The 21,843-nt window shown below is 33.4% G+C and carries 14 protein-coding genes; 3 read left to right on the top strand and 11 right to left on the bottom strand.

Features of this window, described 5'->3' with window-relative positions; all coding sequences use genetic code 11:
- Positions 1 to 129 precede the first annotated feature (129 nt).
- From ATO12_RS19265 to hemB, 6 genes are all read right to left on the bottom strand, one after another.
- Positions 130 to 606: a methylated-DNA--[protein]-cysteine S-methyltransferase gene (locus ATO12_RS19265; protein ID WP_034245136.1), complete on the bottom strand. Its 477-nt coding sequence runs from the start codon at positions 604 to 606 to the stop codon at positions 130 to 132.
- A complete protein-coding gene (locus ATO12_RS19260; protein ID WP_034245134.1) occupies positions 606 to 1,691 on the bottom strand; it encodes a CNNM domain-containing protein in 1,086 nt (361 codons plus the stop codon). Before ATO12_RS19260 ends, ATO12_RS19265 begins: the two co-directional genes overlap by 1 nt.
- 155 nt (positions 1,692 to 1,846) lie before the next feature.
- Complete coding sequence (locus ATO12_RS19255; protein ID WP_034245132.1) at positions 1,847 to 2,365, bottom strand: DinB family protein; 519 nt, start codon at positions 2,363 to 2,365, stop codon at positions 1,847 to 1,849.
- Positions 2,362 to 2,763 carry a c-type cytochrome gene (locus ATO12_RS19250; protein WP_034245129.1) on the bottom strand — a complete coding sequence of 134 codons (402 nt, stop codon included), beginning with the start codon at positions 2,761 to 2,763 and terminating at the stop codon, positions 2,362 to 2,364. Before ATO12_RS19250 ends, ATO12_RS19255 begins: the two co-directional genes overlap by 4 nt.
- 75 nt (positions 2,764 to 2,838) lie before the next feature.
- Positions 2,839 to 3,225: a tellurite resistance TerB family protein gene (locus ATO12_RS19245; RefSeq protein ID WP_034245128.1), complete on the bottom strand. Its 387-nt coding sequence runs from the start codon at positions 3,223 to 3,225 to the stop codon at positions 2,839 to 2,841.
- 132 nt (positions 3,226 to 3,357) lie between these two features.
- On the bottom strand, positions 3,358 to 4,332 hold the full coding sequence (gene hemB / locus ATO12_RS19240; RefSeq protein ID WP_034245127.1) for a porphobilinogen synthase: 975 nt from the start codon (positions 4,330 to 4,332) through the stop codon (positions 3,358 to 3,360).
- A gap of 302 nt (positions 4,333 to 4,634) precedes the next feature.
- On the opposite strand from hemB, the gene ATO12_RS19235 reads away from it, so the two are divergent.
- The 3 genes from ATO12_RS19235 to ATO12_RS19225 all read left to right on the top strand — a co-directional run bounded on the left by ATO12_RS19235 (position 4,635) and on the right by ATO12_RS19225 (position 11,150).
- The gene (locus ATO12_RS19235; RefSeq protein ID WP_034245125.1) at positions 4,635 to 5,519 is read left to right on the top strand and encodes an ABC transporter ATP-binding protein; all 885 of its coding nucleotides are present in this window, start codon (positions 4,635 to 4,637) and stop codon (positions 5,517 to 5,519) included.
- The gene (locus tag ATO12_RS19230) at positions 5,516 to 9,118 is read left to right on the top strand and encodes a M1 family aminopeptidase (protein ID WP_034245123.1); all 3,603 of its coding nucleotides are present in this window, start codon (positions 5,516 to 5,518) and stop codon (positions 9,116 to 9,118) included. The genes ATO12_RS19235 and ATO12_RS19230 overlap by 4 nt, the downstream gene beginning before the upstream one ends.
- Before the next feature lie 502 nt (positions 9,119 to 9,620).
- On the top strand, positions 9,621 to 11,150 hold the full coding sequence (locus tag ATO12_RS19225; protein WP_034245120.1) for a carboxypeptidase-like regulatory domain-containing protein: 1,530 nt from the start codon (positions 9,621 to 9,623) through the stop codon (positions 11,148 to 11,150).
- Positions 11,151 to 11,250: 100 nt separating this feature from the next.
- Here the strand turns inward: ATO12_RS19225 and ATO12_RS19220 are convergent, their stop codons facing one another.
- The 5 genes from ATO12_RS19220 to ATO12_RS19200 all read right to left on the bottom strand — a co-directional run bounded on the left by ATO12_RS19220 (position 11,251) and on the right by ATO12_RS19200 (position 21,841).
- Complete coding sequence (locus tag ATO12_RS19220; RefSeq protein ID WP_034245117.1) at positions 11,251 to 11,913, bottom strand: ABC transporter ATP-binding protein; 663 nt, start codon at positions 11,911 to 11,913, stop codon at positions 11,251 to 11,253.
- Between the two features lie 100 nt (positions 11,914 to 12,013).
- On the bottom strand, positions 12,014 to 14,521 hold the full coding sequence (locus ATO12_RS19215) for an ABC transporter permease (RefSeq protein WP_034245115.1): 2,508 nt from the start codon (positions 14,519 to 14,521) through the stop codon (positions 12,014 to 12,016).
- 10 nt (positions 14,522 to 14,531) lie between these two features.
- Positions 14,532 to 16,949, bottom strand: a complete 2,418-nt coding sequence (locus ATO12_RS19210; RefSeq protein WP_034245112.1) for an ABC transporter permease — start codon at positions 16,947 to 16,949, stop codon at positions 14,532 to 14,534.
- Between the two features lie 10 nt (positions 16,950 to 16,959).
- Positions 16,960 to 19,386: an ABC transporter permease gene (locus ATO12_RS19205; RefSeq protein WP_034245109.1), complete on the bottom strand. Its 2,427-nt coding sequence runs from the start codon at positions 19,384 to 19,386 to the stop codon at positions 16,960 to 16,962.
- Positions 19,387 to 19,420: 34 nt separating this feature from the next.
- Positions 19,421 to 21,841 carry an ABC transporter permease gene (locus ATO12_RS19200; RefSeq protein ID WP_034245106.1) on the bottom strand — a complete coding sequence of 807 codons (2,421 nt, stop codon included), beginning with the start codon at positions 21,839 to 21,841 and terminating at the stop codon, positions 19,421 to 19,423.
- Between the last annotated feature and the right edge of the window lie 2 nt (positions 21,842 to 21,843).

The raw sequence follows: 21,843 nt of genomic DNA, 5'->3' as shown, positions 1-21,843 counted from the left end.
TTTCAAAATTTGATGACTCCTTATATTTATCATCACTGTTATGATAAAAAAACAATAATAAGATATCTCAGTTTCATTTTTTGAAACTAGAAAATTTTAATGTGAATAATTTAGTACCTGTTTATGAAATTAAAATAACGATTGTTGTTTTACGGGGTTTTCATGATCAAGCAACCATTTTTTTCTCCATAGTCCGCCTGCATATCCGGTAAGTGCTCCATCGCTACCAATAACCCGATGGCAAGGTACAATGATCCACAATGGATTTTTACCATTGGCACTTGCTGCAGCCCGTATCGTTTTTGGATCTCCAAGTCTCTTAGCAATATCAAGGTAGGATACAGTTTTCCCGAAAGGAATTTTGAGTAATTCGGCCCAAACTTTTTTCTGAAAATCAGTTCCCGAAGGATTTAAAGTAAGCTCAAAATCGGTACGTTGACCATCAAAATATTCTTTGAGTTGTAATACTACTTGTTGTAAATGTAAAGGAATAGTTTTTGAAGGAATATTAGTAGACTCTTTGGTAACAGAAACGCTTGCAATACCATCTTCGTTTCCTGATATAGTGGCGATTCCTAAAGGAGTTTCTACATATACCTCATCCATTATTCTTCTTTTTTATCTTCTAAAATCCCAAGTCGTCTTGCACGGTTTTCCCAATTTTTTCGAGCCAGGATTTGCATATCGGTTTCAGTATCACTTTCATCTACTATCTCCAAACCTAATAATGTTTCTATAACGTCTTCCATACTCACTAATCCACTTATAGAACCATACTCATCAACTACTAAAGCTAAATGATTTTTGGTTTGAATCAGTTCATTAAACAAATCAGGGATTGGTAAATTTCTTGTCGTAAAAAGTATAGGTCTTTTTATTTCTCCAATCTTTTTATGCCCATTTTGATTTGCCATTTCTTTAAAAATATCATCCTTTAATACCTGGCCGGTAATATTGTCTGTATTCTCTTTATAGACAGGTATTCTAGAAAAACGAAGGTTTTGATTTTCATTAAAAAACTCTTCAAGTGTTGTATCTTCTGAAGCAATTTTCATTACTGTTCTGGGAGTCATTACATCTTTAGTAAAGACCTCTTTAAAAGATAATAAGTTTTTGATAACCTTAGATTCTGATTCTTCAAAAACGCCTTCTTCGTGAGCAATATCTGCCATAGCAGAAAAATCTTCTCTACTCAAAACAGACCCATGATGGCCTTTGCCTCCTATTAATTTGGTAGTAAGGCGTAATATCCATAGGATACCTGTATATTTTAAAGGTGCTATTAAAATCACAAGTGCTTTGGATGTAAAATTTGCCAATTGTTTCCAGAAAGTTGCTCCAATTGTTTTGGGAATAATCTCTGATAATACCAGAATTAGCAGTGTCATAATTGTAGATACAATCCCTACCATATTAACACCCAGGATTTCAAATTTATACGGTAATTGCTCTGCCTGCACACCAACCAGAATCGCACCTACAGTATGGGCAATTGTATTTAATGTGAGAATTGCAATTAGAGGTTGGTCTACATCTTTTTTTAAGTTTTCTAATGTGGTAGCGTATGCTTTGCCTTCTTTTTTCTTGACATTGATAAAAGTTGGAGTTACACTAAGCAAAACAGCTTCTAGTATCGAACATAAAAACGAAAAGAAAATAGAAAGTACGGCGTAAATAATTAATAGAGTCATTGTATTTTAAGTATGGTACTAAAGTACGGAATTTGAAATGTTTTTTTAAATTAAAACTACTACATAAATATTGCTTTATACACCGAAATATTAACAGGAAGCTAAAAAAACACTTATGCAATATAGATTTTGATGTAGATCAGAGTGTCAAACGACTACCACCCTACATAACGTGGTGGTTCAATATCATTTAGATTAAGGTAAACAATGAGTTGCCCTCGGTGATGTGTAACATGATCTTGTAATAAGTTAAGAATTTGAAGTTTTGATTTTCGTCCTGCAAAAAAATCAACCTCAAATTTCAGATCATTTTCATCGGTTTCCTGGATGCGGGTATATACTTTATCAAATGCTTCTGTAAGTAAAGCTATGATTTCGGTTTTGGTCTCAGGAAGATTTTTCTTTAATTTTTCTCGATCAAATTCTTCTGAAGAGAAATATGTGGTTCCTAACCAGAGCATATTTCCACGAATGTGAAATAATTGTTCTCTAAAACTCATTTCCCTTTCGGTCGGTTTAAATCCAAATTTATCTTCTGGCATCTGTTTTGCTATTTCTAAAAGATAATCTTTAGAGTTTTTCCACTTTTCGAGAAAAGCATCTTTTGGGGTGTTTTGTTGGGCCATCGTGGTGCCAGAAATCAAAAAACCCAGTACTAAGAGTCGGTATATCATTCTGATTTATTAGTCTTTACTTCGGTCATATACACTTCTACAGCTTTAAGCTCTTCTTCTGTAAATGTTTTGATAATCGCAAAATTAGTTTTCATAACTGTAAAGGTCTCTGGATCTACAATAGGATCTGCTTCTTGTTTTAAAAATGAAATCAGATCTTTATTTTGATCTTTGTAAATCTTCATAATCTCAATAACTCCAGGGCCGATAGACTTTTTATCAATCTTATGGCAAGTATAACATTTTCCTTTCCCGTTAAATATCTTTTCCCCTAAATCATATGGAGAAAGTTTCTCTTTTTTGGTTCCTATGTTAATGTTAGAGTTTTCCTTTTTTTCAGATTGGCAGCTTGCACACAACAAAGCTATTGCCATAAAGAATAAAACTATTTTTTGCATATAAATAATGAATAGTGTTACTAATCTCTAATAAGAAATACATTGCTATTAGGCTTATTTCTTTATAACCAGAGACTACTTATATTTTTCTTTGATTTTTTCGATATCTTTTTTAAAACGTTCTAATAGATCTCTAGAGAAATTGGTAATCATTTTTTCTTCCTTTGGATCCATCCCTTCACTGGCGTCTGCAATTTTGGCTAATGCATACATCATAAATTCATATTCTTGATCAGGGCCATTATCAGAAAATACTTCGATAATCTTTTTATATAAGGTTTCGACATCATTTTGATTTTCGTTTTCATAATCAAAAGACCACTTTATTTCTTTTGCTTTGGGATGTCCTTTTAAAATATCTTCTAGTGTTTCGACCTCTTTTTTTTGTATCACCCCATCACTCATTGCAATTACATAAAGTAACTCTCCAAATGTCTGATATATCCTATCTCTGCTGACCATAAACTTATGATTTTATTAAATTCTATTGTTACACTTTAGCATCACATCAATATATAAACTTTCTTAATTAAAGGGTCTTTATATCGATTTATTGTCTTTTTATCATCACAGATTTTGGCTAGGTATACAAAATTAATTCAAAAGCTTAACCACATCTTTAGCAAAATAGCTTGCAATAATTTGTGCTCCTGCTCTTTTAAAAGCCATTATTTGTTCTAACATTACAGCATCATGATCTAACCATCCTTTTTCTGCTGCAGCTTTTAACATCGCATACTCACCGCTTACCTGGTATACAGCAACAGGTACATCTACAACATCTCTAATATCTCTTACCATATCAAGATAGCACAATCCAGGTTTTACCATTACTATATCTGCTCCTTCTTCGATATCCATAAGAGTTTCTTTGATTGCCTCGTCACGATTAGCAAAATCCATCTGGTATGTTTTTTTATCTCCAAATCCCGGAGCAGAATCCAAAGCATCTCTAAAAGGACCATAAAAAGCAGAAGCATACTTAGCACTATAGCTCATGATACCAGTGTTTTTATAGTTTTCTTTTTCGAGCAGTTCGCGCATACTTAAAATTCGCCCATCCATCATATCACTTGGTGCTACAAAATCGGCTCCTGCTTGCGCATGTGATAATGACATTTCTGCCAGAATTTTACAGGTTTCATCATTAATAATCTGCCCATCTTCTACAATACCATCATGGCCATACGAAGAATACGGATCTAGCGCTACATCTGTCATGACTAACATTTCAGGAACCGCTTCTTTAACTGTCTTTATAGCGCGTTGCATTAATCCATCAGAATTTAATGCTTCTGTCCCTTTATTGTCTTTAAGATGATCGGGTACTTTTACAAAAAGTAGTACCGATTTTAATCCCAAAGACCATAGCTCTTTAACTTCATTACCCAGTAAATCTAAGCTATACCTATAGTAATTAGGCATAGAAGGTATTTCTTCTTTTACATCTTTTCCTTCCACGATAAAAAGGGGAACCAAAAAATCATGAGGAGTTATTATGTTTTCTCTTACTAAAGAACGAATAGCATCATTTGTCCTTAGTCTTCTGTTTCTGCGAATTTGTTGCATTCTTAATTGTAAAAATTTAATCTGGTAAAGATACTCATATATCTATTACTAACCGATCATTAATAATTAGGTACCTAAAGGTAATTTTACTTAAAAATATATCAAATCATGTAACAAAATCTTAACAAAGATTACTAATATTGAAATGAATTCATTCTAAATTTTGTTCTTTATAATTATGCATAATAACTATAATATCTTAATAAAGACACTATAAAATAATTAAGTGGCAAAGTGATAAATTTGCAATACATAGAACAGGATAGAAAGAGTTTAATAATTTAACTGGCAAATTTGTAAATATGCTTACCATAAAGAATCTTAATAAAACGTATCCCAATGGGACACAAGCATTAAATAATGTTAATCTAACTTTAGAAAAAGGAATGTTTGGCCTGTTAGGACCCAATGGTGCAGGAAAATCGACATTAATGAGGACTATTGCAACATTACAACTAGCCGATTCGGGAACGATTGATTTTGATGGAATTGATGTTTTTAAACAACCGGGAGAATTAAGAAAAGTATTAGGATATTTGCCTCAGGATTTTGGCGTTTACCCAAAGGTTTCTGCAGAAATGATGCTTAATCATATTGCAAAGGTAAAAGGTATTACCAATAGCCAGGAACGCAAAGGTTATGTTGCAGATTTATTAAATAAAGTAAATCTATATAAGTTTAGAAACCGTAATCTGGGTGATTTTTCGGGAGGAATGAGACAGCGTTTCGGTATCGCTCAAGCACTTTTAGGAAATCCAAAATTAATTATTGTCGATGAGCCTACAGCAGGACTGGATCCCTTGGAGCGTAATCGTTTTCATAATCTATTAAGTGAGTTGGGTGAGAATGCGGTTGTTATTTTGAGTACACATATTGTAGACGATGTAACCAATCTATGTAAAAACATGGCAGTGTTTAATGAAGGTAAAATACTGGTGCAAGGTAATCCACAAACATTGTCTGATACTCTAAATGGAAAAGTATACAGAAAACACATCGCCAAATCTGAATTAGAGACTTTTGAAAACGAATTTACCGTGCTATCGAATTACCTAAGAGGAGGGCAATTTTATGTAAACATATATAGTGATGTAAATCCGGGAGAAGGATTTGAAGCGGTAAATAATGACTTAGAAGATTTCTACTTCTACTGTATTAACAGAAAAGAACAGGAGGCAACGATATGATAGAAATATTCTTATTCGAATTAAAGTATCGTTTAAAACGACCTGCCACCTGGATTTATGTTGCTCTTGGATTTACGATAGCCGTTTTAATGTCTGTTTTCGAAAAATCGGTAACTGCTCAATTTGTCAATAGCCCCAATACGATAGCAGAAATCATTGGGCCTATCTCGGTTATTTGTATTTTCTTTTATGCTGCGATTATGGGAGTTCCCATTTTTAGAGATAAAGATCATAAAACAGCACAAACATATTTTACGTTTCCGATTACTCAAAAATCATATGTATTAGGCCGGTTTTTGGGTAGCTATGCTATAGTTACCTTACTCAACCTCTTTATCGTAGTAGGAGTTATAATCGGCTTCGGTATTGGTATATTTTTAGATCGCCCAGACTATGGTACTTATACTAGCTTTAGTCTATCGTCTTATCTATTACCCTTTATATTTTTATTACAAATCAATGCATTTTTGATAGGATCGTTATTCTTTTGTCTAATGGCTTTTTTTAAGAAAATGCCTATTATCTATTTAGGTGGAATTTGCTTGTTTTTATTATATAGTATTTCTGGCGATTTTGTATCCAGCCTGGACAACCAATGGTTAACTCCGTATCTAGATCCTTTTGGAAACAGAGCTTTTACTTTTGTCAAAAAATACTGGTCAATTAATGAGTTGAATACAAATCAACTGCCAATATATGGTAGCTTTTTATTAAATAGAATGTTCTGGTTAGCCATAGGTTTACTATTCTTTCTTATTACCCTTTTTAGATTCGATTATAAGAAATTTTTACTTTCTGGTAAAAAAGGAAATAAAATAGAAAACGGTGAGTATACGCCTTCACTAATCACTTCTGTAACGCAAACTTTTACCAAAAAAACAGAGTGGAATAATTTATTATCCCTTAGTAAAATTGAATTTCTATCTATTTTCAAAAGTCCAATTTTTATCATACTGCTCATTATAGGAGTTATCTTTTCTATATTCAGTATTTACAATCTTAATGAAACTTATGGTACTCCCAATTTACCATTAACCCGATATGTGGTAACCTATATTAATGGAGTTATTTCTTTCTTTTCTATTATAATATTGGTCATCTATTCTGGAGAAGCTGTGCACAGGACAAGAAAAAATAAAACCTTTGTTTTTTATGATGCCTTACCCATTAGTGATTCCAGTCTATATTTTTCGAAAATAATATCGCTTATTGGGATAGCTTTTGTTCTTACAATTGCGAACATCATTATTGGTATTTTGTTCCAAACCTTTAATGGGTATTTTCAATATGACCTGGGCATGTATTTTATCTATAATTTTGCCTTGGTATTTCCTGGTTTTTTGATGACCATACTACTTTCTTTCTTTGTTCATGTACTGGTGAATAATAAGTTTTTGGGACATTTTATCGTTATCTTAATTTATTTTGGATTACCACTTCTGGTGGCACTTGCTTTTAAAAGTACGAATCCAATGTATATGTTTACTGGCACTACACCTGTTTTTCTAAGCGACCTTAATGGTTTTGGTCATTATCTTACAGGAATAACCTGGTTAAATACTTATTGGATTTTATGTACCGCTATTTTAATGATCGTAGGAAAAGTATTTTGGACTCGTGGTTTTTTTGCTACAGCCAAAGAACGATTATCATTGGCAAAACAAAGATTCACTCCCAAAACTATAGGGATATTTGCAGTTATCGTACTAGCCTTTATATCTGTTGCTGGTTATAGCTATTACAATCTTAAAGTAATTAATACTATGGTCGATGGGAATCACTCTGAAAAGATAGATGCCGATGCAGAAAAAAAATATGTAAAATATATTGGTCAGGCTCATCCGCAAGTAACTGACTTAAAAGCATATATCGATATTTTTCCAGAAGACCGTAATATAAAAGCCAAGGGAGACTTTAAAATCATAAACAATTATGATACTTCTATAGACACCTTATTACTCGAAGTACAATACCCTGGTGCGCACACCCGTCTGCAAAAAGTGATTTATAATGGCAATACTCTTACACCGGTAGTTACAGATTCTGTATACAGAATGTACTTTTATAAACTTCCTAAAGCAATGCTGCCTAATGAGAAAGCTGATCTTACTATAGAAGTAGTTTCAGAAACCAAAGGTTTTGCTAATCGTATGGAGACCGAAGTATTGTATAACGGCTCTTTTCTTAATCATGCTATATTCCCCAGGTTTCATTATGAACGAAGCCTGGTCGAAAATGGAGTGCGTATAAAACACGGGCTAGAAAAACTAGATTATCTATACCCTCCCCGAACAGACAGCCTGGCATTAAAGAAAAATCTGTTTAACGAGGATGCCAATTACATTAATTTTGAAGCTATACTTAGTACATCTGTAGATCAAACTGCTCTGGCTCCTGGTAAATTGGTAAAACAATGGCAAGAAAATAACAGAGCTTATTATCATTACGCCTTAGAATCAAAAACCGATCTGTTTTTTAATGTAGTATCCGCAAGATATGATGTAGAAAAATCTAGTTGGACTGCACCAAGTGGGAAAAAAGTGAATATTGAGATTTACCACTCTTCAAAACACAAACGCAACCTGGAGCATTTTGTCAAAGGAGTTAAGGTAGCTTTGGACTACTGCTCAACTAATTTTTATGAATATCCTAACTCGGTGATCAGGATTGTAGAATTTCCTGCACATTCGACTTTTGCACAATCTTTTGTAACGACCATCCCTTATTCTGAAGATTTTGGATTTGCTGCTAATTTTGATAAAGCCGAAGATTTTAACTATGCATTTAGAGTTACCACTCACGAGGTAGCACACCAGTGGTGGGGCCATCTTGTTGCGCCAAGTAAAACATCTGGTGCCAATATTATTTCTGAGACTTTGGCAGAATATTCCTCGCTTATGACCATGAAACATGAATATGGCGAAAACGGAATTAAAAACTTCCTTAAATATTCTTTAGATCGGTATTTACAAAGTAGAGCTTTTAGTTTTAAGCCAGAACGCTCCTTAATAAACGTAGAAACTGGGCCACATATCTGGTACGAAAAAGGATCTATGGTGATGTACGAACTTCAGGATCTTCTTGGCGAAGATAAAGTAAATGAAGCGCTTAAAGGTTTTCTTAATGAATACAAAGAGTATGAAAAAGGAGTATATCCTACTTCAGAAAATCTATATGATGCCATTTATAAAATAGCTCCGGATTCTTTAAAATATGCTGTAGAAGATGGGTTCACAAAAATAGTACTCTATGAAAATCGTGTTACGAGTGCTAAAACCAAAGCTCTGGATAATGGCACATATGAAACCACCTTTACAGTAGATTCAAAAAAAATCTACTATGACGATACCGGTAAAGAAGAACGTACCGATGACACTACGAACTACATCGAGGTCGGATTATTTGGCGAAGATAGTATTGACGAACAGGAAGTACCTCTTAAAACTCCCTATTATTTAGAGCGAAAATGGTTACAACCTGGCGAAAATACATTTACCATTGTTACCGATAAAAAACCGATAAAAGCTGGTATTGATCCTTATAATAAATTAATCGACAGAAATTCTGGAGATAACTTAAGGCCTATAGAAGAAGAGTAATCTTAATTCTATATGCCATTTAAAATCACGATCTGGAAGCGCTGTCTTGATCGTGATTTTTTTAGTAAAGACCACCTTACTACTTTATTTTTACATAAAAAAAATGATGCAGTATAAACTGCACCATTTTTGTGTTTACTCCAAGTCCTCCCTTTGACTTTACAATTTTGACGTTATAAATTTACGGTAAAACCGTAAATTATACAAATTAAATTTATCATTTTTTTAAGAAATACAGTATTATAATTAAAAGCTAACTAAGCTAACCCATATTATACAAGCTTTTAGAGTAGCACAACTAATGTTACCCTAAGGTATATTTCAATACTAAAAAAATCACAATCAAGATAATATTATCTTGATTGTGATTTTTTTAATTTGTAAATTCCTTTGTAACAAATGGTTCTTGTTTCAGTCTTCCTTTTGTTGGATGTATCAGGCAACTTTATACTCTGACATAGCGTCTTATATATAGGAACTTTATTGATCTAAATATCAAACTATGCACTATAATCAGGTAGTATCAGCTTTATTTTTATGCTTATCCATAGGTACTATGGCAACCGCTCAAACCATTACTTCTAAGGTAGTAGATAAAAAAACTAACGAGCCCATTCCATATGCAACTATACAATTATCAGAAAACCAAGGGGTGATTACCAATGAAGAAGGAAGGTTTAGTCTAAATCTAAATGGTGATCTTGCCAAAATTGATTCTATCTACATCTCTTCAATGGGGTATGAAAAAGTAGGTGTATCGGTAAAAAATGTAACCGACAGTATCATTTATATCCAGCCCAAAGCAATAGAGCTAAAAGGCGTTTTTATTTCAAATAAGAATCTAACCGTAGACGAAATTATTGATAATGTTAAAGAACGAGTAGATCAAAATTATAATTTCGGGTTATCCAAAAGACGGCTTTTTTTTAGAGAATCAGAGTTTAATACCGTAAAAAAGTTCGATGTCAAGTTTAAAAAATCTACGATCAAAGAACTTAATAAAAAGTTGATCGATAGTGTAACCTCTATTCTACCCAAAAGAGCAGAATATTATACCGAAATTTTATGTGACCTATATGGTAATTTTGATAAGAGGAAACTTCATATTATAAAAGCTGCAGAACTCTATGACAAAAATAATAGAGTATCTATGGAAGCTGTAGCTGAACGTATGGAAACTATATTTAAGAAAAATGTAAAGCCCAATTCTTACCTCAAAATAAAATCTGGTCTGTTTGGCACCAAAGTACAGGTAGATTCTCTTCTAGAAAGTAGAGAAGAAGCATCGGTTGTTAAAGATGAAATCGATAATCAAAAGAAAAAAGACGACAAGAGTGAATTTTTAAAACATCGAAAATCTGGATTAGAAAGTTTAATGTCGAGTCTTTTCTTTAACGAAGATGTGATGTCTAATTTTTTGAACAAATCAGGTAGATATAATTTCGAACTTGTCGATTATACTTATATCGATGACAATAGTGTGTATATTATTAATTTTTCGCCAAAATGGAGAGCAGATTTTAAAGGTACATTATATGTTAATACTGAAGATTTTGCTATCGTTAGAGCCGATTATGAAAATGTAAAAAATCTTAAGAGTTTTAAACTCCTGGGAGTTATGTTTCAGGATAATTTATATCGTAATAAAGTGATTTTTTCTAAAGGACAAAACAACAAATACGACTTAAAATACCTTGAAATGCGTAGAGGAAATCGCTTTGGTTTTGACCGCCCTCTAAAAGTGATAGAGAAAAATAAGCATGTAAAAGGAAGACGTAAGCAAAATGAGCTATCCCTGGCACTCGATGTGATCATGGCAAATGTAAATAAGTTCGAGATTGTTGTTTTTGACTCAAGCCCATTATCTGAAGCTGATTACAAGGCCAGCACCGAAAACAAAAGTATTAAGCCGCAATACTTATCCAGGTACAATCCAGAATTCTGGAAAGGATATAACATTATAGAACCAAATTCTGCCATAAAACAATTTACAGTTGCTCCTGATACCGATACAGAAGCAGGGCAAGAATAATATAATACTACATGTCATTCTAATCCTTTAGATTTGACCAGTTTAAATTCCAGACCTCACAGGTCTTGGAGACCTGTGAGGTCTGATCAAGACAAAATATCTATTCAATTTTACCATCTAATAAATTGATGACCCGAGAACCATATGCCATATTTTTTTCTGAGTGAGTTACCTGTATAATCGTCACCCCATCTTTATTCAATTGCGTAAAAATTTCCATAATTTCTTCTCCTTGTTTAGAGTTAAGATTCCCGGTAGGTTCATCGGCAAGGATCAGTTTTGGACTAGCAATAAGTGCTCTGGCAACACCTACCAATTGTTGTTGCCCTCCACTTAACTGTGATGGAAAAAGATCTTTCTTACCCACAATATTAAAACGATCCAACATATCAGCTACCAAAGATTTTCTTTCTGATGCATTGTGTTTTTTATATAATAATGGCATCTCAAGGTTTTCTTTTACCGTTAATTCATCGATCAAATGATACGCCTGAAATACAAATCCTATATATTGCTTATACAGATTCGCACGGTGTTTCTCTTTAAGTGAATGTACTTTTTCTTCCAGAAACGTATATTCTCCTTCATTAAAATCATCAAGCATCCCGATGATATTGAGCAAAGTAGATTTTCCTGAACCAGAAGGGCCCATAATTGAGATAAAATCTCCTTCATTCACCCAAAAATTAATGTCTTTTAATAAAAATACCTTTTGTCCTCCTGAGTGTACCCATTTTGATATATTTTTTAGTTGTAATAACATGTTTTATTTTTTTAGTTGTTTATGATATTTAAATCTGGATTAAAATAGATCTTGCTCTAGACCTCACAGGTCCCAGAGACCTGTGAGGTCTTAAACAATTCTATTCTGCTCTTAAATTATTTACAGGATTTGTTGATGCTGCTTTAATGGTTTGAAAACTTACTGTTACCAATGTAATTACAAATGCACTTATCGCCGCCACTATAAACACCCAGCTATCTATTGGGGTTCTATACGCAAAATCTTTAAGCCATTCATCTACCAAAAAGTATGCGATAGGTGAAGCAAGAATAATAGAAATAAGAACCAGTTTTGTAAATTCTGAAGAGAACAAAAAAGCTAATTCTGATACCTTGGCACCCAGTACTTTTCTAATACTTAATTCTTTGATACGTTGCTCTGCCGTAAAAGCAGCAAGACCAAACAGCCCAAGACATGCTATAAGTAATGCCATAACGGTAAATATACTAAGTATTACTCCCATTCTTTGTTCTGATACAAAGGTGTTTTCAAAATCCTGATCCATAAAACTATATTCAAACGGAACAGAAGGGTCTATTTGTGCAATATCATTTTTAACTCCATCAATCAATATTTGAAGTTCACCAGGGTTTTTAACCACCGCAGGATTAAGTTTCATCGAATAATAAGATAAGCCTGCACCATAATCCCAAACCTTATCATTTTGATGATGAATGATGACCAATGGTGCTATTTCTTGTTGTACACTATTAATATTAAAATCTTTAACTACGCCCATCACTTCAAACTCATCTTCGCTTCCTGAGGCTAAAGCTACAATTTTTCCTATAGGAGAATTTGTAGCATAAGTTTCGCGATTACCCCATCCTAGAGTCTTAACCGCTTTTTCATTTAATATTACTTTATACTTATCATTGGGCCTTGATGAATCAAAATTTCTTCCGGCAATAAATTCTACTCCCAATACATCAAGATAATCTTCTTCTGTTCTTACATTTCTAAGTTGAACCACTTCGTTATTACTTTCCAGTGTTTTATATCGATCTCCAGACCATATATTTGGTGGAAGCCCAAATGATTTCCCAACTTTTGAAAAAGCAGGATTTGATTCGAGTTTTGTCTTAAGTGCTTCAGTATCAAAACCAATTTGCTCGATATTATGAATCTGTAGGATATTATCTTTCTCAAACCCTAAGTCTAATGAAGAAGTATATGTCAATTGCTTTTGTACAAATAAGGTACAAATGACCAGGGCAATAGAAATAGTAAACTGAAAGACAACTAATCCATTTCTAATTCCTTTTCCTTTAAATTTCGTGTTTATTTTCCCTTTAAGAGTCTCTATTGGTTGAAACATCGAAAGGTAAAAAGCAGGGTAACTTCCAGAAATTAAACCTAATCCCAATACAAATAATAGTACAATAGCCAGAAATACTGGATTTCCTAAATATGAGATCAGTTCGAGCTGTACATCTGCTATGGTACTAAATATCCCCAAAGAAAGTTGCACGAATATTAAGGCAAAAACAGTACCTATCAAAACAAAAAGCGTAGATTCTATAACGAACTGTTTGATTAATGCTTTTCGTTTGGATCCCAAAACTTTTCTCACTCCTATTTCTTTTGCTCTCTTTGATGATCTTGCCGTCGAGAGATTCATGAAATTGATACTGGATAATATAAGCACTAATATGCCTATTGCCCCGAATATTTTAACAAACATTGGATTTCCGGTTGGTCCAAAGGAATGAATTGCAGGAGCTTCGGACAAGTATATTTCTCTAAGAGGTTGTAGGTATAATGTCCAGTCATGTCCTGCTGTAAACTCTTTAAATGTTTGATTAAAAATACGTTCTGTGGTCGGTGGCGCCCACTTTGGTGGGATAGCCTGAATTTTTTTGGTAAATGCTGCTATATCGGTTCCTTTTTTCACTAATCCATAGGTTGAAAATGCTGTCCAAATCCATTTCCAACCGTTTCTTTGCATCATTTCAGAATAACTTTTTAAGGAAACCAACATATCAAATTGAATATGTGATTTATAAGGAACATCGGCAAGTACTCCTTTTACCGTGTAGGTTTTCCATGAGTTATCATAGTCTTTTACTTCTACTGTTTTTCCGATTGGATTTTCTGTACCAAAATAACGTTCTGCCGTTTTTTTTGTCATCACCATGCTCATAGGTTCACTAAGTGCTGTATTAGAATCCCCTTGTAAAAATTTAAAAGAAAACACATCGAAAAAGTTTTCTTCGACAGCAAAGTATTGCTCTTCGCTATATAAACTTGCCTCTTTGTTATGATTAGATCTTACAATCTGTGTACCGGTCCTTAAAAGTCTTGTTACCTCTTCAAACTCTGGAGCATCTTCTCGTAATGCGATAGCTACATTAGGCCCTGTATTAGAGGATATTTCATTCCAATCATCCCAAATATTAGGCTGGTTAACTCTATAAATACGATCTGCCTTGTCATGAAAAGTATCATAGGTCATTTCGCTATGAATATATAATCCAATAATAAAACATGTTCCTATACCAATACTAAGTCCAAGTATATTAAGAATGGTAAATTGTTTTTGTCGAAGAGCATTTCTCCACGCTATTTTGATATAATTTTTGATCATCACTTTTGATTTATTCTGTTCTTAAACTTTTAACCGGGTTAGATACTGCCGCTTTTATAACCTGGAAACTTACGGTTGCAAAGGCTATACCCAAGGCTACTCCTCCTGTAATTACAAATAACCACCAACTCATATCTATATGATACGCAAACCCCTCTAACCATCTTTTTCCCAGATAATATGAGATGGGGCTTGCAAAAGCAATAGCTGCAACTACTAGTTTTAAAAAATCTTTAGAAAGTAAAGTCGTAATCCCAATTACAGATGCACCTAAAACTCTGCGTATACCTACTTCTTTTTTTCGTTGTTCTGTCGTAAAAGAAGCCAAGCCCAATAATCCTAAACACGCTATAAAAATGGCAATAAGAGTAAAACATATGATAACATCAGACATACGTTGTTCTTTCTCATAATTTCTTTGAAAATCCTGATCTAAAAATGAGTATTGAAATGGAGTATCAGGATTTACTTTCTCCCAAACACTTTTTACACTTGCTAATGCATTATCAAATTGACCTTCTTTGATATTAACAATAAAATAGCTAGGTTGAGTCCCATTACTAAACTTTCTTATTGCGTATGGTAAAATACTGTTATGAAAACTACGTGAATGAAAGTCTTTGATCACCCCTACAATATGTAATGATTGTGGCTGCTTATCAAACTCGTGATATACCTTTTTTCCTATTGCATTATCAACATCATATCCCAATTGTTTAATCGCAGTTTCATTTAATACTACTCCATCAAGATCAGCCTCTGGATTAGTAGATAAAAATCTACCTCTTATTAATTCATACCCCAGGGTTTTGATATAATCTTCATAGGCCTGGGCATAGTGAATTTCTATTTTATCATCTAAGGATTTACCTTCAGCATAAATAAACATATCCTGAACCAGATCAAAACCTGGATAAGTAGAAGCTGCAGAAACTGAAGCTACTTTTGGATCCTTCAACATTTCATCTTTAAACGCATTGTAATTACCAACTACTGAAGCACTTCGTAACGGCAATATGATCTGTTGGTCTTTTTTAAATCCCAGATCCTGATTTTTAATAAAATCTAATTGTTTTACTATTACAACCGCTACCAAGATTAAACAGACTGATATTGCAAATTGAAAAACGACCAATCCTTTACGAATAAATGTAGCAGAAAAACTATTAGCTAATTTTCCTTTTAATACCGTTGTTATCTTAAAAGACGATAAATAAAACGCTGGATATAGCCCCGAAAGAAGGCCTGTGAAAAGTGTAAGACCAATAACCCAAAACATAAGTTGTGAGTTTTCAAACGGCATCAGTTCTTTTTGAGAAAACTCATTAAAAATTGGTAAAAATAATACCACAATAACCATAGATAAGGCTAATGCCAACACAGACATCATCAAAGATTCTCCCAAATATTGAAATATAAGCGATTGTTTGTGTGCTCCCATTACCTTGCGAACCCCTACTTCTTTTGCTCTTTTTTCTGAACGTGCTGTAGAAAGATTCATAAAATTGATGCAAGCAATCAACAATAAAAATGCAGCTATAGAGCCAAAAATATACAAATATGTCATGTTGCCATTTGTAGAGAGTTCATTACCAATATCCGATTTTAGATAAATATCTTTTACTGGTTGCAGGAACAATTGTTTAGAAAGATTCATTTCTTTAAAATCAACTGCGGCATTGCGTTTCAAAAAAGCAGGTAGTTTTTCTTCAAAATTACCAGTATTCACTCCCTTTTTAAGCTTTATGTACGTATGAAAAATATTATTATACGCCCAGTTCGTTTGTTGACCTACCCACTCACCTATGTCTCCGTTTTGCATAGAGAGAAAGAAGTTGGCATTAATATGTGACTTATCGCCATTGTTTTTAAAAACCCCCTTAACTGTATAATTGTATTTTCCGTAAGGAATTTCAATATTGATTATCTTATTAATTGGGTTTGCATCACCATATAATTTATGAGCAATGGCTTCTGAAATGACTACAGTATTGGGTTGATTGAGTGCGGTTTCTAAATCTCCGTAAGAAAAATCATATGTAAATACTTTGAAAAAAGTAGAATCTACGTAGTATCCATTTGTTTCATAAAAACTAACATTAGCATTTTCATCTTTTAAGAGCATTTTATCTGTTGTCGGGAAATTAAGAATACGTGTTACCTGCTCAACTTCGGCAAAATCAGATGCTAAACCTTGTGCTAATGGCGCAGGGCCTGCAGCCCATTTCTCTCCTGCAGCCTCAAGAGCCACACGATATATCTGATTTACATCTTTATGATGCTTATCGTAACTGGTTTCGTTAAATACATATAGCATCAAAAGGAAGCATGTCGCCAATCCTACTGCTAACCCAAAGATGTTTATGAGTGAAAAAAACTTATTTTTGATTAAGTTTCTCCATGCTATTTTGATATAGTTTTTAATCATCACTTTTGATTTATTCTGTTCTTAAACTTTTAATAGGATTCATCGATGCTGCTCTGAAGCTTTTCCAACCAATAGTCATAAATGCAACTAATAGAGTTATACAACCTGCCAGGACAAATACCCACCACTGTATTTGTATACGGTAAGCAAAATCTTGAAGCCATGTATTCATGAGATAAAACCCAAGAGGAAATGCTATCAAAAAAGAAATACATACCAGTTTCATAAAATCAAATGAGAGCATAGTGATAATTTGAGGTATGGTAGATCCTAATACTTTACGAATTCCTATTTCCTTAAATCGTTGTTCTGCTGTAAATGTTACCAGGCCAAATAATCCCAGGCATGCCACAAAAATGGTGAGCAAAGCAAATATCCTAAGGATAGTTCCCATTTTTTGCTCTTTCAGATAGGTTTGATTATACAGCTCGTCTAGCAAAGCATAGTTAAAGGGTTCGTTTATTTTAAAACCGTTCCATATGTGTTCTGCAGTGGCAATTAACCCTTTCATATCAGAAGTTTTTGCTCTTACAATAAGCCCCGAACTAGGTTCATTAATCATGATTAGAGGATCTATAGTTTGATGTAATGATTTGAAATGAAAATCTTTTACCACCCCGATCACAGAATATTGTCTTGTACCTCCTTCATTATCTATAGACATTGTTATTGCCTGACCAATTGCATTATCGGTAAACCCCAAAATCCTGGCAGACGTTTCGTTAATAATTAAATTTGCGGTTTCTGGCCCTTCGCCTGTGGCGAAATTTCTTCCTGCAATCAATTCCATTCCCATCGTTGGGATATAGTCTTTATCGATATTATATACAATAGTTCTTCTAATCGCATCAGAGTCCTGACCTGGATAAATACTTGACATATGATTATAAGATGGCCCTGCGGGAATATGGCCAGACATTGTAACATTAGATACTCTCGGGTCTTTAAATAATTGTTCCTTAAAAACTTCTTCATTGTTCTTTAGCATCCATGAATCCCTTAATACCAGTATTTGATCTTTTTCATAACCTATATCCTTATTTTGAATAAAGGACATCTGTTGATCTACTACTATAGTTGCCAGGATAAGGCCTACCGATATCGCAAATTGAAAAATTACCAATCCACTTCTTAGTCCTTTACTGTTACCTGTATTGGTAAATTTGTTTTTAAGTGCAGCGATGGGGGCAAATGATGAAAGAAAAAAAGCAGGGTAGCCCCCGGCCAAAAAACTAATAATGATTCCTAATATTAATAAGTACATGAGTATCTGAGGACGAAGAATATAAGTTATATCTAATGCTTTTGCAGATAGGTCATTAAACAATGGTAATGAGATCATAACCAGAATTAAAGCCAAAACCATAGCTACCATAGTTGCAATAAAAGATTCTATCAAAAACTGTTTAATTAATTGACTTTTTGGTGACCCCAATACTTTTTTCACCCCTACTTCTTTAGCTCTTTTTGATGCTGCAGCTGTAGAAAGATTCATAAAATTGATACAAGCAATAATTAATATAAATATGGCTATTGCACCAAAAATATATACTGTTTTTATATCACCACCAGGCTCGAGGTTGGTTGCATCTGCAAAATCTGAGTGAAGGTGAATATCGGTCAAAGGTTGTAGAAATAATCCTATGTCATTTCCCTTTCCATGAAACTCTTCAAAAGTCATTCCCATAGATTTTTTTATCTGTGGCCCCATGTATTTATGCACAATCTTCGGTAGTTTTTCTTCTACATTTTTATAATCTATACGCTTATCAAGCATAAGATAACTATGGTAACCCGATTCTATCCATTTGTGTTCTTTTGCAGCCGCAAATCCTTGCATAGACCCAAAAGCATCAAAATGAAAGTGAGAATTTGCAGGTACATCGTTAATTACTCCTGTGACCTTATAGCGTTGATCCCATTCTTTAAACTCCAAAATTTTTCCCAGAGGGTTTTCATTTCCAAAATACTTTGATGCTAATTTTTGAGTAATAACAACGGTATTAGGTTCTTGTAGAGCTGTGGCAGGATCTCCTTTAATAAGTGGCAACGTAAATACCTGAAAAAAATTAGGATCTACATATGCAAACTTTTGATCTCTAAATGTGTTGTTTTTATAGGTAATTTGCGGTGTTCCGTTTGATTTAATACGAGTTGCCTGTAAAACCTCTGGAAACTCTTCTTGCAACGTATATGCAACGGGTCCTGGTGTAACAGCTTCTTTTATTAGTTCGCCATTCATCTTTCCTTTTAGCACTACCCGAACAATCTGATCAGCTTTTTTATAGTGGCGATCATAACTTAATTCGTCTACTACAAAAAGAAATATAACAAGTGCGGTAGCAATCCCTATAGCAAGACCCAGAATATTAATCGTAAACAAGCCTTTGTGTTTCAAAAGGGTTCTCCAGGCTACTTTGATATGGTTTTTTAACATAATGGTTGTTTCTTAATTGATTTAAAATCACATACTATTCATCTCTTAGCACATCCACAGGATTTCCGTTGGCTGCGATAAAACTTTGCCAACTTACCGTAAGCAATGTAATACCAAGTGCCATTATACCTGCAAGTACAAATATCCACCAGCTAAGATTTGTTTTTAATGCAAAATTTTCTAACCATGAATTCATAGTATACCAGGCTACAGGAATCGCAATTATAAATGCAATCCCAACCCATTTGATAAAATCAATGTTTAATAATTTTAGGATCTTAAAAATACTAGCTCCATTTACTTTTCTAATCCCTATTTCTTTTTTACGTTGTATGCAGGTATACGATGTTAATCCAAACAAGCCTAATGCCGCAATAAATATTGCCAGAAGCGTAAACATCCTGAAAGCAGCACCAAATTGTTTATCATCATTATATTGCGCTTCAAACTTTTTATCTAAAAATGTATAACCAAAAGTACGTTGTGGTAGTATTTGTTTCCATTTTTCTTCTATCTGGGCGATCGCTTTATTGTATCCCAAAGTAGAAGCAACAGTGTTATCAAATTTTACCAATAAATTATTACTGCTATTACCGTGTAAAATAACCAAAGGGTGTACTCCTTTTTTTAATCCAAAATGATGGTAATTTTCAATAACCCCAGAAATCACCCATTCTCTTCCAAAAAAGCTTACGGTTTTATTGATTGCATCATCTGGATTAAAAATTTCCATTTCGCGCATACAAGCTTCATTAATTATGATGGCATTACTTTCTCCTTTGGGGTTGTCTATAAAATTATTTCCCGCGAGAAATTGAATATCTAATACATCAAGATAATTACTGTCTGCCGTATAATTATAAAATACTTTTTTGCTCTCCTCTGTTCCATTGGGATATTTTATTCCTATAAATGATGATAAATTATCATAACCATCCCCGGGATATGTTTGAGCTCGTGCTGTACCATATACAAAAGGAAATTTTTGCAGTTCTGTTGCAAGAATTTTACATTTTCTTCTAGCTAGAGAATCTGTTATATTGTTTAAAAATTCGCCATGAAAAGAAATAGTTTGATTCAATTCTGCACCAATAGGTTGCTTTTGCATAAAATCTATTTGTTTTGTAATCACTATCGTACCGATAAGCAAAACGATAGTGGCTAGAAATTGTAAAACAATCAATCCTTTTCTAATATTTAATCCACTGGCAGAAGTACGTATTTTCCCTTTTAATGCTTTTGAAGGAGAATATCCGCTTAATAAAATAGCTGGATATAACCCTGCTAGAACTACACCGATTACAATGAAACCAATGATTGGCAATAATTGAGTAATAGTGGAAGTATGGATTACCAATTCTTTACCTGTAAAATTATTATACAGCGAAAGCATGCTTATAGTAAGTATAATTGCTATTATAATAGCAATGCCATTTAGAACAATCGATTCTGTTAATGATTGTAAAATAAGTTGTAGGCGTTGTGCACCAGCCACCTTTCGAACACCTACTTCTTTGGCTCGCTCTAATGACTTGGTTGTAGATAAATTAATATAATTAAGCCACGATAATAACAATACTATAAAAGCAATGGCTGTTAAGAATTTTATCCTGCTAATACTACCATTAGCTTCTGCTTCATAAGGTTTATTAGAATATAGGTGAATTTCTTCTAAAGGTTCTATATTATATCTTTCATCTTCATCATCTTCAAAATCACTAGCAATCACTTTACTTTTAAGAAGGGTCTTATCAGCATTTTTATCAACTTTTAAGTATGTAAAAAAATTACAATGCCCCCAGTTTAATTTTTTTTCTTCCTCTGATGCAAACCAATTTCCATAGGTATCAAAAGAAATTAGAAAATTGGTTTTCATATGAGTGTTTTCGGGAATATCTTTTAAAACCCCGGTTACTGTTAACACTACTTTTTTTCCTGCATAAAATCCTGATAATGTATTTTTTATAGGGTCTCGATCTCCAAATATTTTTTTAGCAAAAGATTCTGTAAGTACAATAGTATTAGGTTCTTTTAACGCATTTTGTTTATCTCCTTTTAAAAGCGGATAATTAAAGACCTCAAAATAGGTTTCATCTGCCAAAGATCCTCTGGATTCTTCAATGACTTTTCCGTCATATTTAAAAGTCACTTTATCAAAACGGTACAGACGTACTTGCTCTATCACTTCAGGGAATTCTTGTTTTAATGTAGGTCCGATAAGATTAGCAGTTTGTGCATCTGACGCTTCAAAAACATCGCCTTCTAGAGCATCCATATACACGCGATATACATTTTCTGACCCTTCAAAAGTATCATAGCTACGTTCATAATTCACATAAACCATGATCAAAATAAAAGAAGCAACCCCTATGGCTAATCCTAAAATATTAATAAAAGAATAGAGTTTATTCTTTAAAAGATATCTAATTGCTATTTTAAAATATAAAGTGTGCATGG

It is taken from the genome of Aquimarina atlantica (assembly GCF_000626715.1).
Classification (GTDB): domain Bacteria; phylum Bacteroidota; class Bacteroidia; order Flavobacteriales; family Flavobacteriaceae; genus Aquimarina; species Aquimarina atlantica.
Note: the sequence above shows the minus strand (reverse complement) of the source record. Positions and strands in the feature narration are given on the sequence as shown.

Excerpts from the sequence above, each read along its gene's own strand:
- ATO12_RS19260 (WP_034245134.1), bottom strand. The coding sequence starts at position 1,691 with ATGACTCTATTAATTATTTACGCCGTACTTTCTATTTTCTTTTCGTTT.
- ATO12_RS19220 (WP_034245117.1), bottom strand. The coding sequence starts at position 11,913 with ATGTTATTACAACTAAAAAATATATCAAAATGGGTACACTCAGGAGGA.
- ATO12_RS19215 (WP_034245115.1), bottom strand. The coding sequence starts at position 14,521 with ATGATCAAAAATTATATCAAAATAGCGTGGAGAAATGCTCTTCGACAA.
- ATO12_RS19205 (WP_034245109.1), bottom strand. The coding sequence starts at position 19,386 with ATGTTAAAAAACCATATCAAAGTAGCCTGGAGAACCCTTTTGAAACAC.
- ATO12_RS19250 (WP_034245129.1), bottom strand. The coding sequence starts at position 2,763 with ATGCAAAAAATAGTTTTATTCTTTATGGCAATAGCTTTGTTGTGTGCA.
- ATO12_RS19200 (WP_034245106.1), bottom strand. The coding sequence starts at position 21,841 with ATGCACACTTTATATTTTAAAATAGCAATTAGATATCTTTTAAAGAAT.
- ATO12_RS19265 (WP_034245136.1), bottom strand. The coding sequence starts at position 606 with ATGGATGAGGTATATGTAGAAACTCCTTTAGGAATCGCCACTATATCA.
- hemB (WP_034245127.1), bottom strand. The coding sequence starts at position 4,332 with ATGCAACAAATTCGCAGAAACAGAAGACTAAGGACAAATGATGCTATT.
- ATO12_RS19230 (WP_034245123.1), top strand. The coding sequence starts at position 5,516 with ATGATAGAAATATTCTTATTCGAATTAAAGTATCGTTTAAAACGACCT.
- ATO12_RS19210 (WP_034245112.1), bottom strand. The coding sequence starts at position 16,949 with ATGATTAAAAACTATATCAAAATAGCATGGAGAAACTTAATCAAAAAT.
- ATO12_RS19255 (WP_034245132.1), bottom strand. The coding sequence starts at position 2,365 with ATGATATACCGACTCTTAGTACTGGGTTTTTTGATTTCTGGCACCACG.
- ATO12_RS19235 (WP_034245125.1), top strand. The coding sequence starts at position 4,635 with ATGCTTACCATAAAGAATCTTAATAAAACGTATCCCAATGGGACACAA.
- ATO12_RS19225 (WP_034245120.1), top strand. The coding sequence starts at position 9,621 with ATGCACTATAATCAGGTAGTATCAGCTTTATTTTTATGCTTATCCATA.
- ATO12_RS19245 (WP_034245128.1), bottom strand. The coding sequence starts at position 3,225 with ATGGTCAGCAGAGATAGGATATATCAGACATTTGGAGAGTTACTTTAT.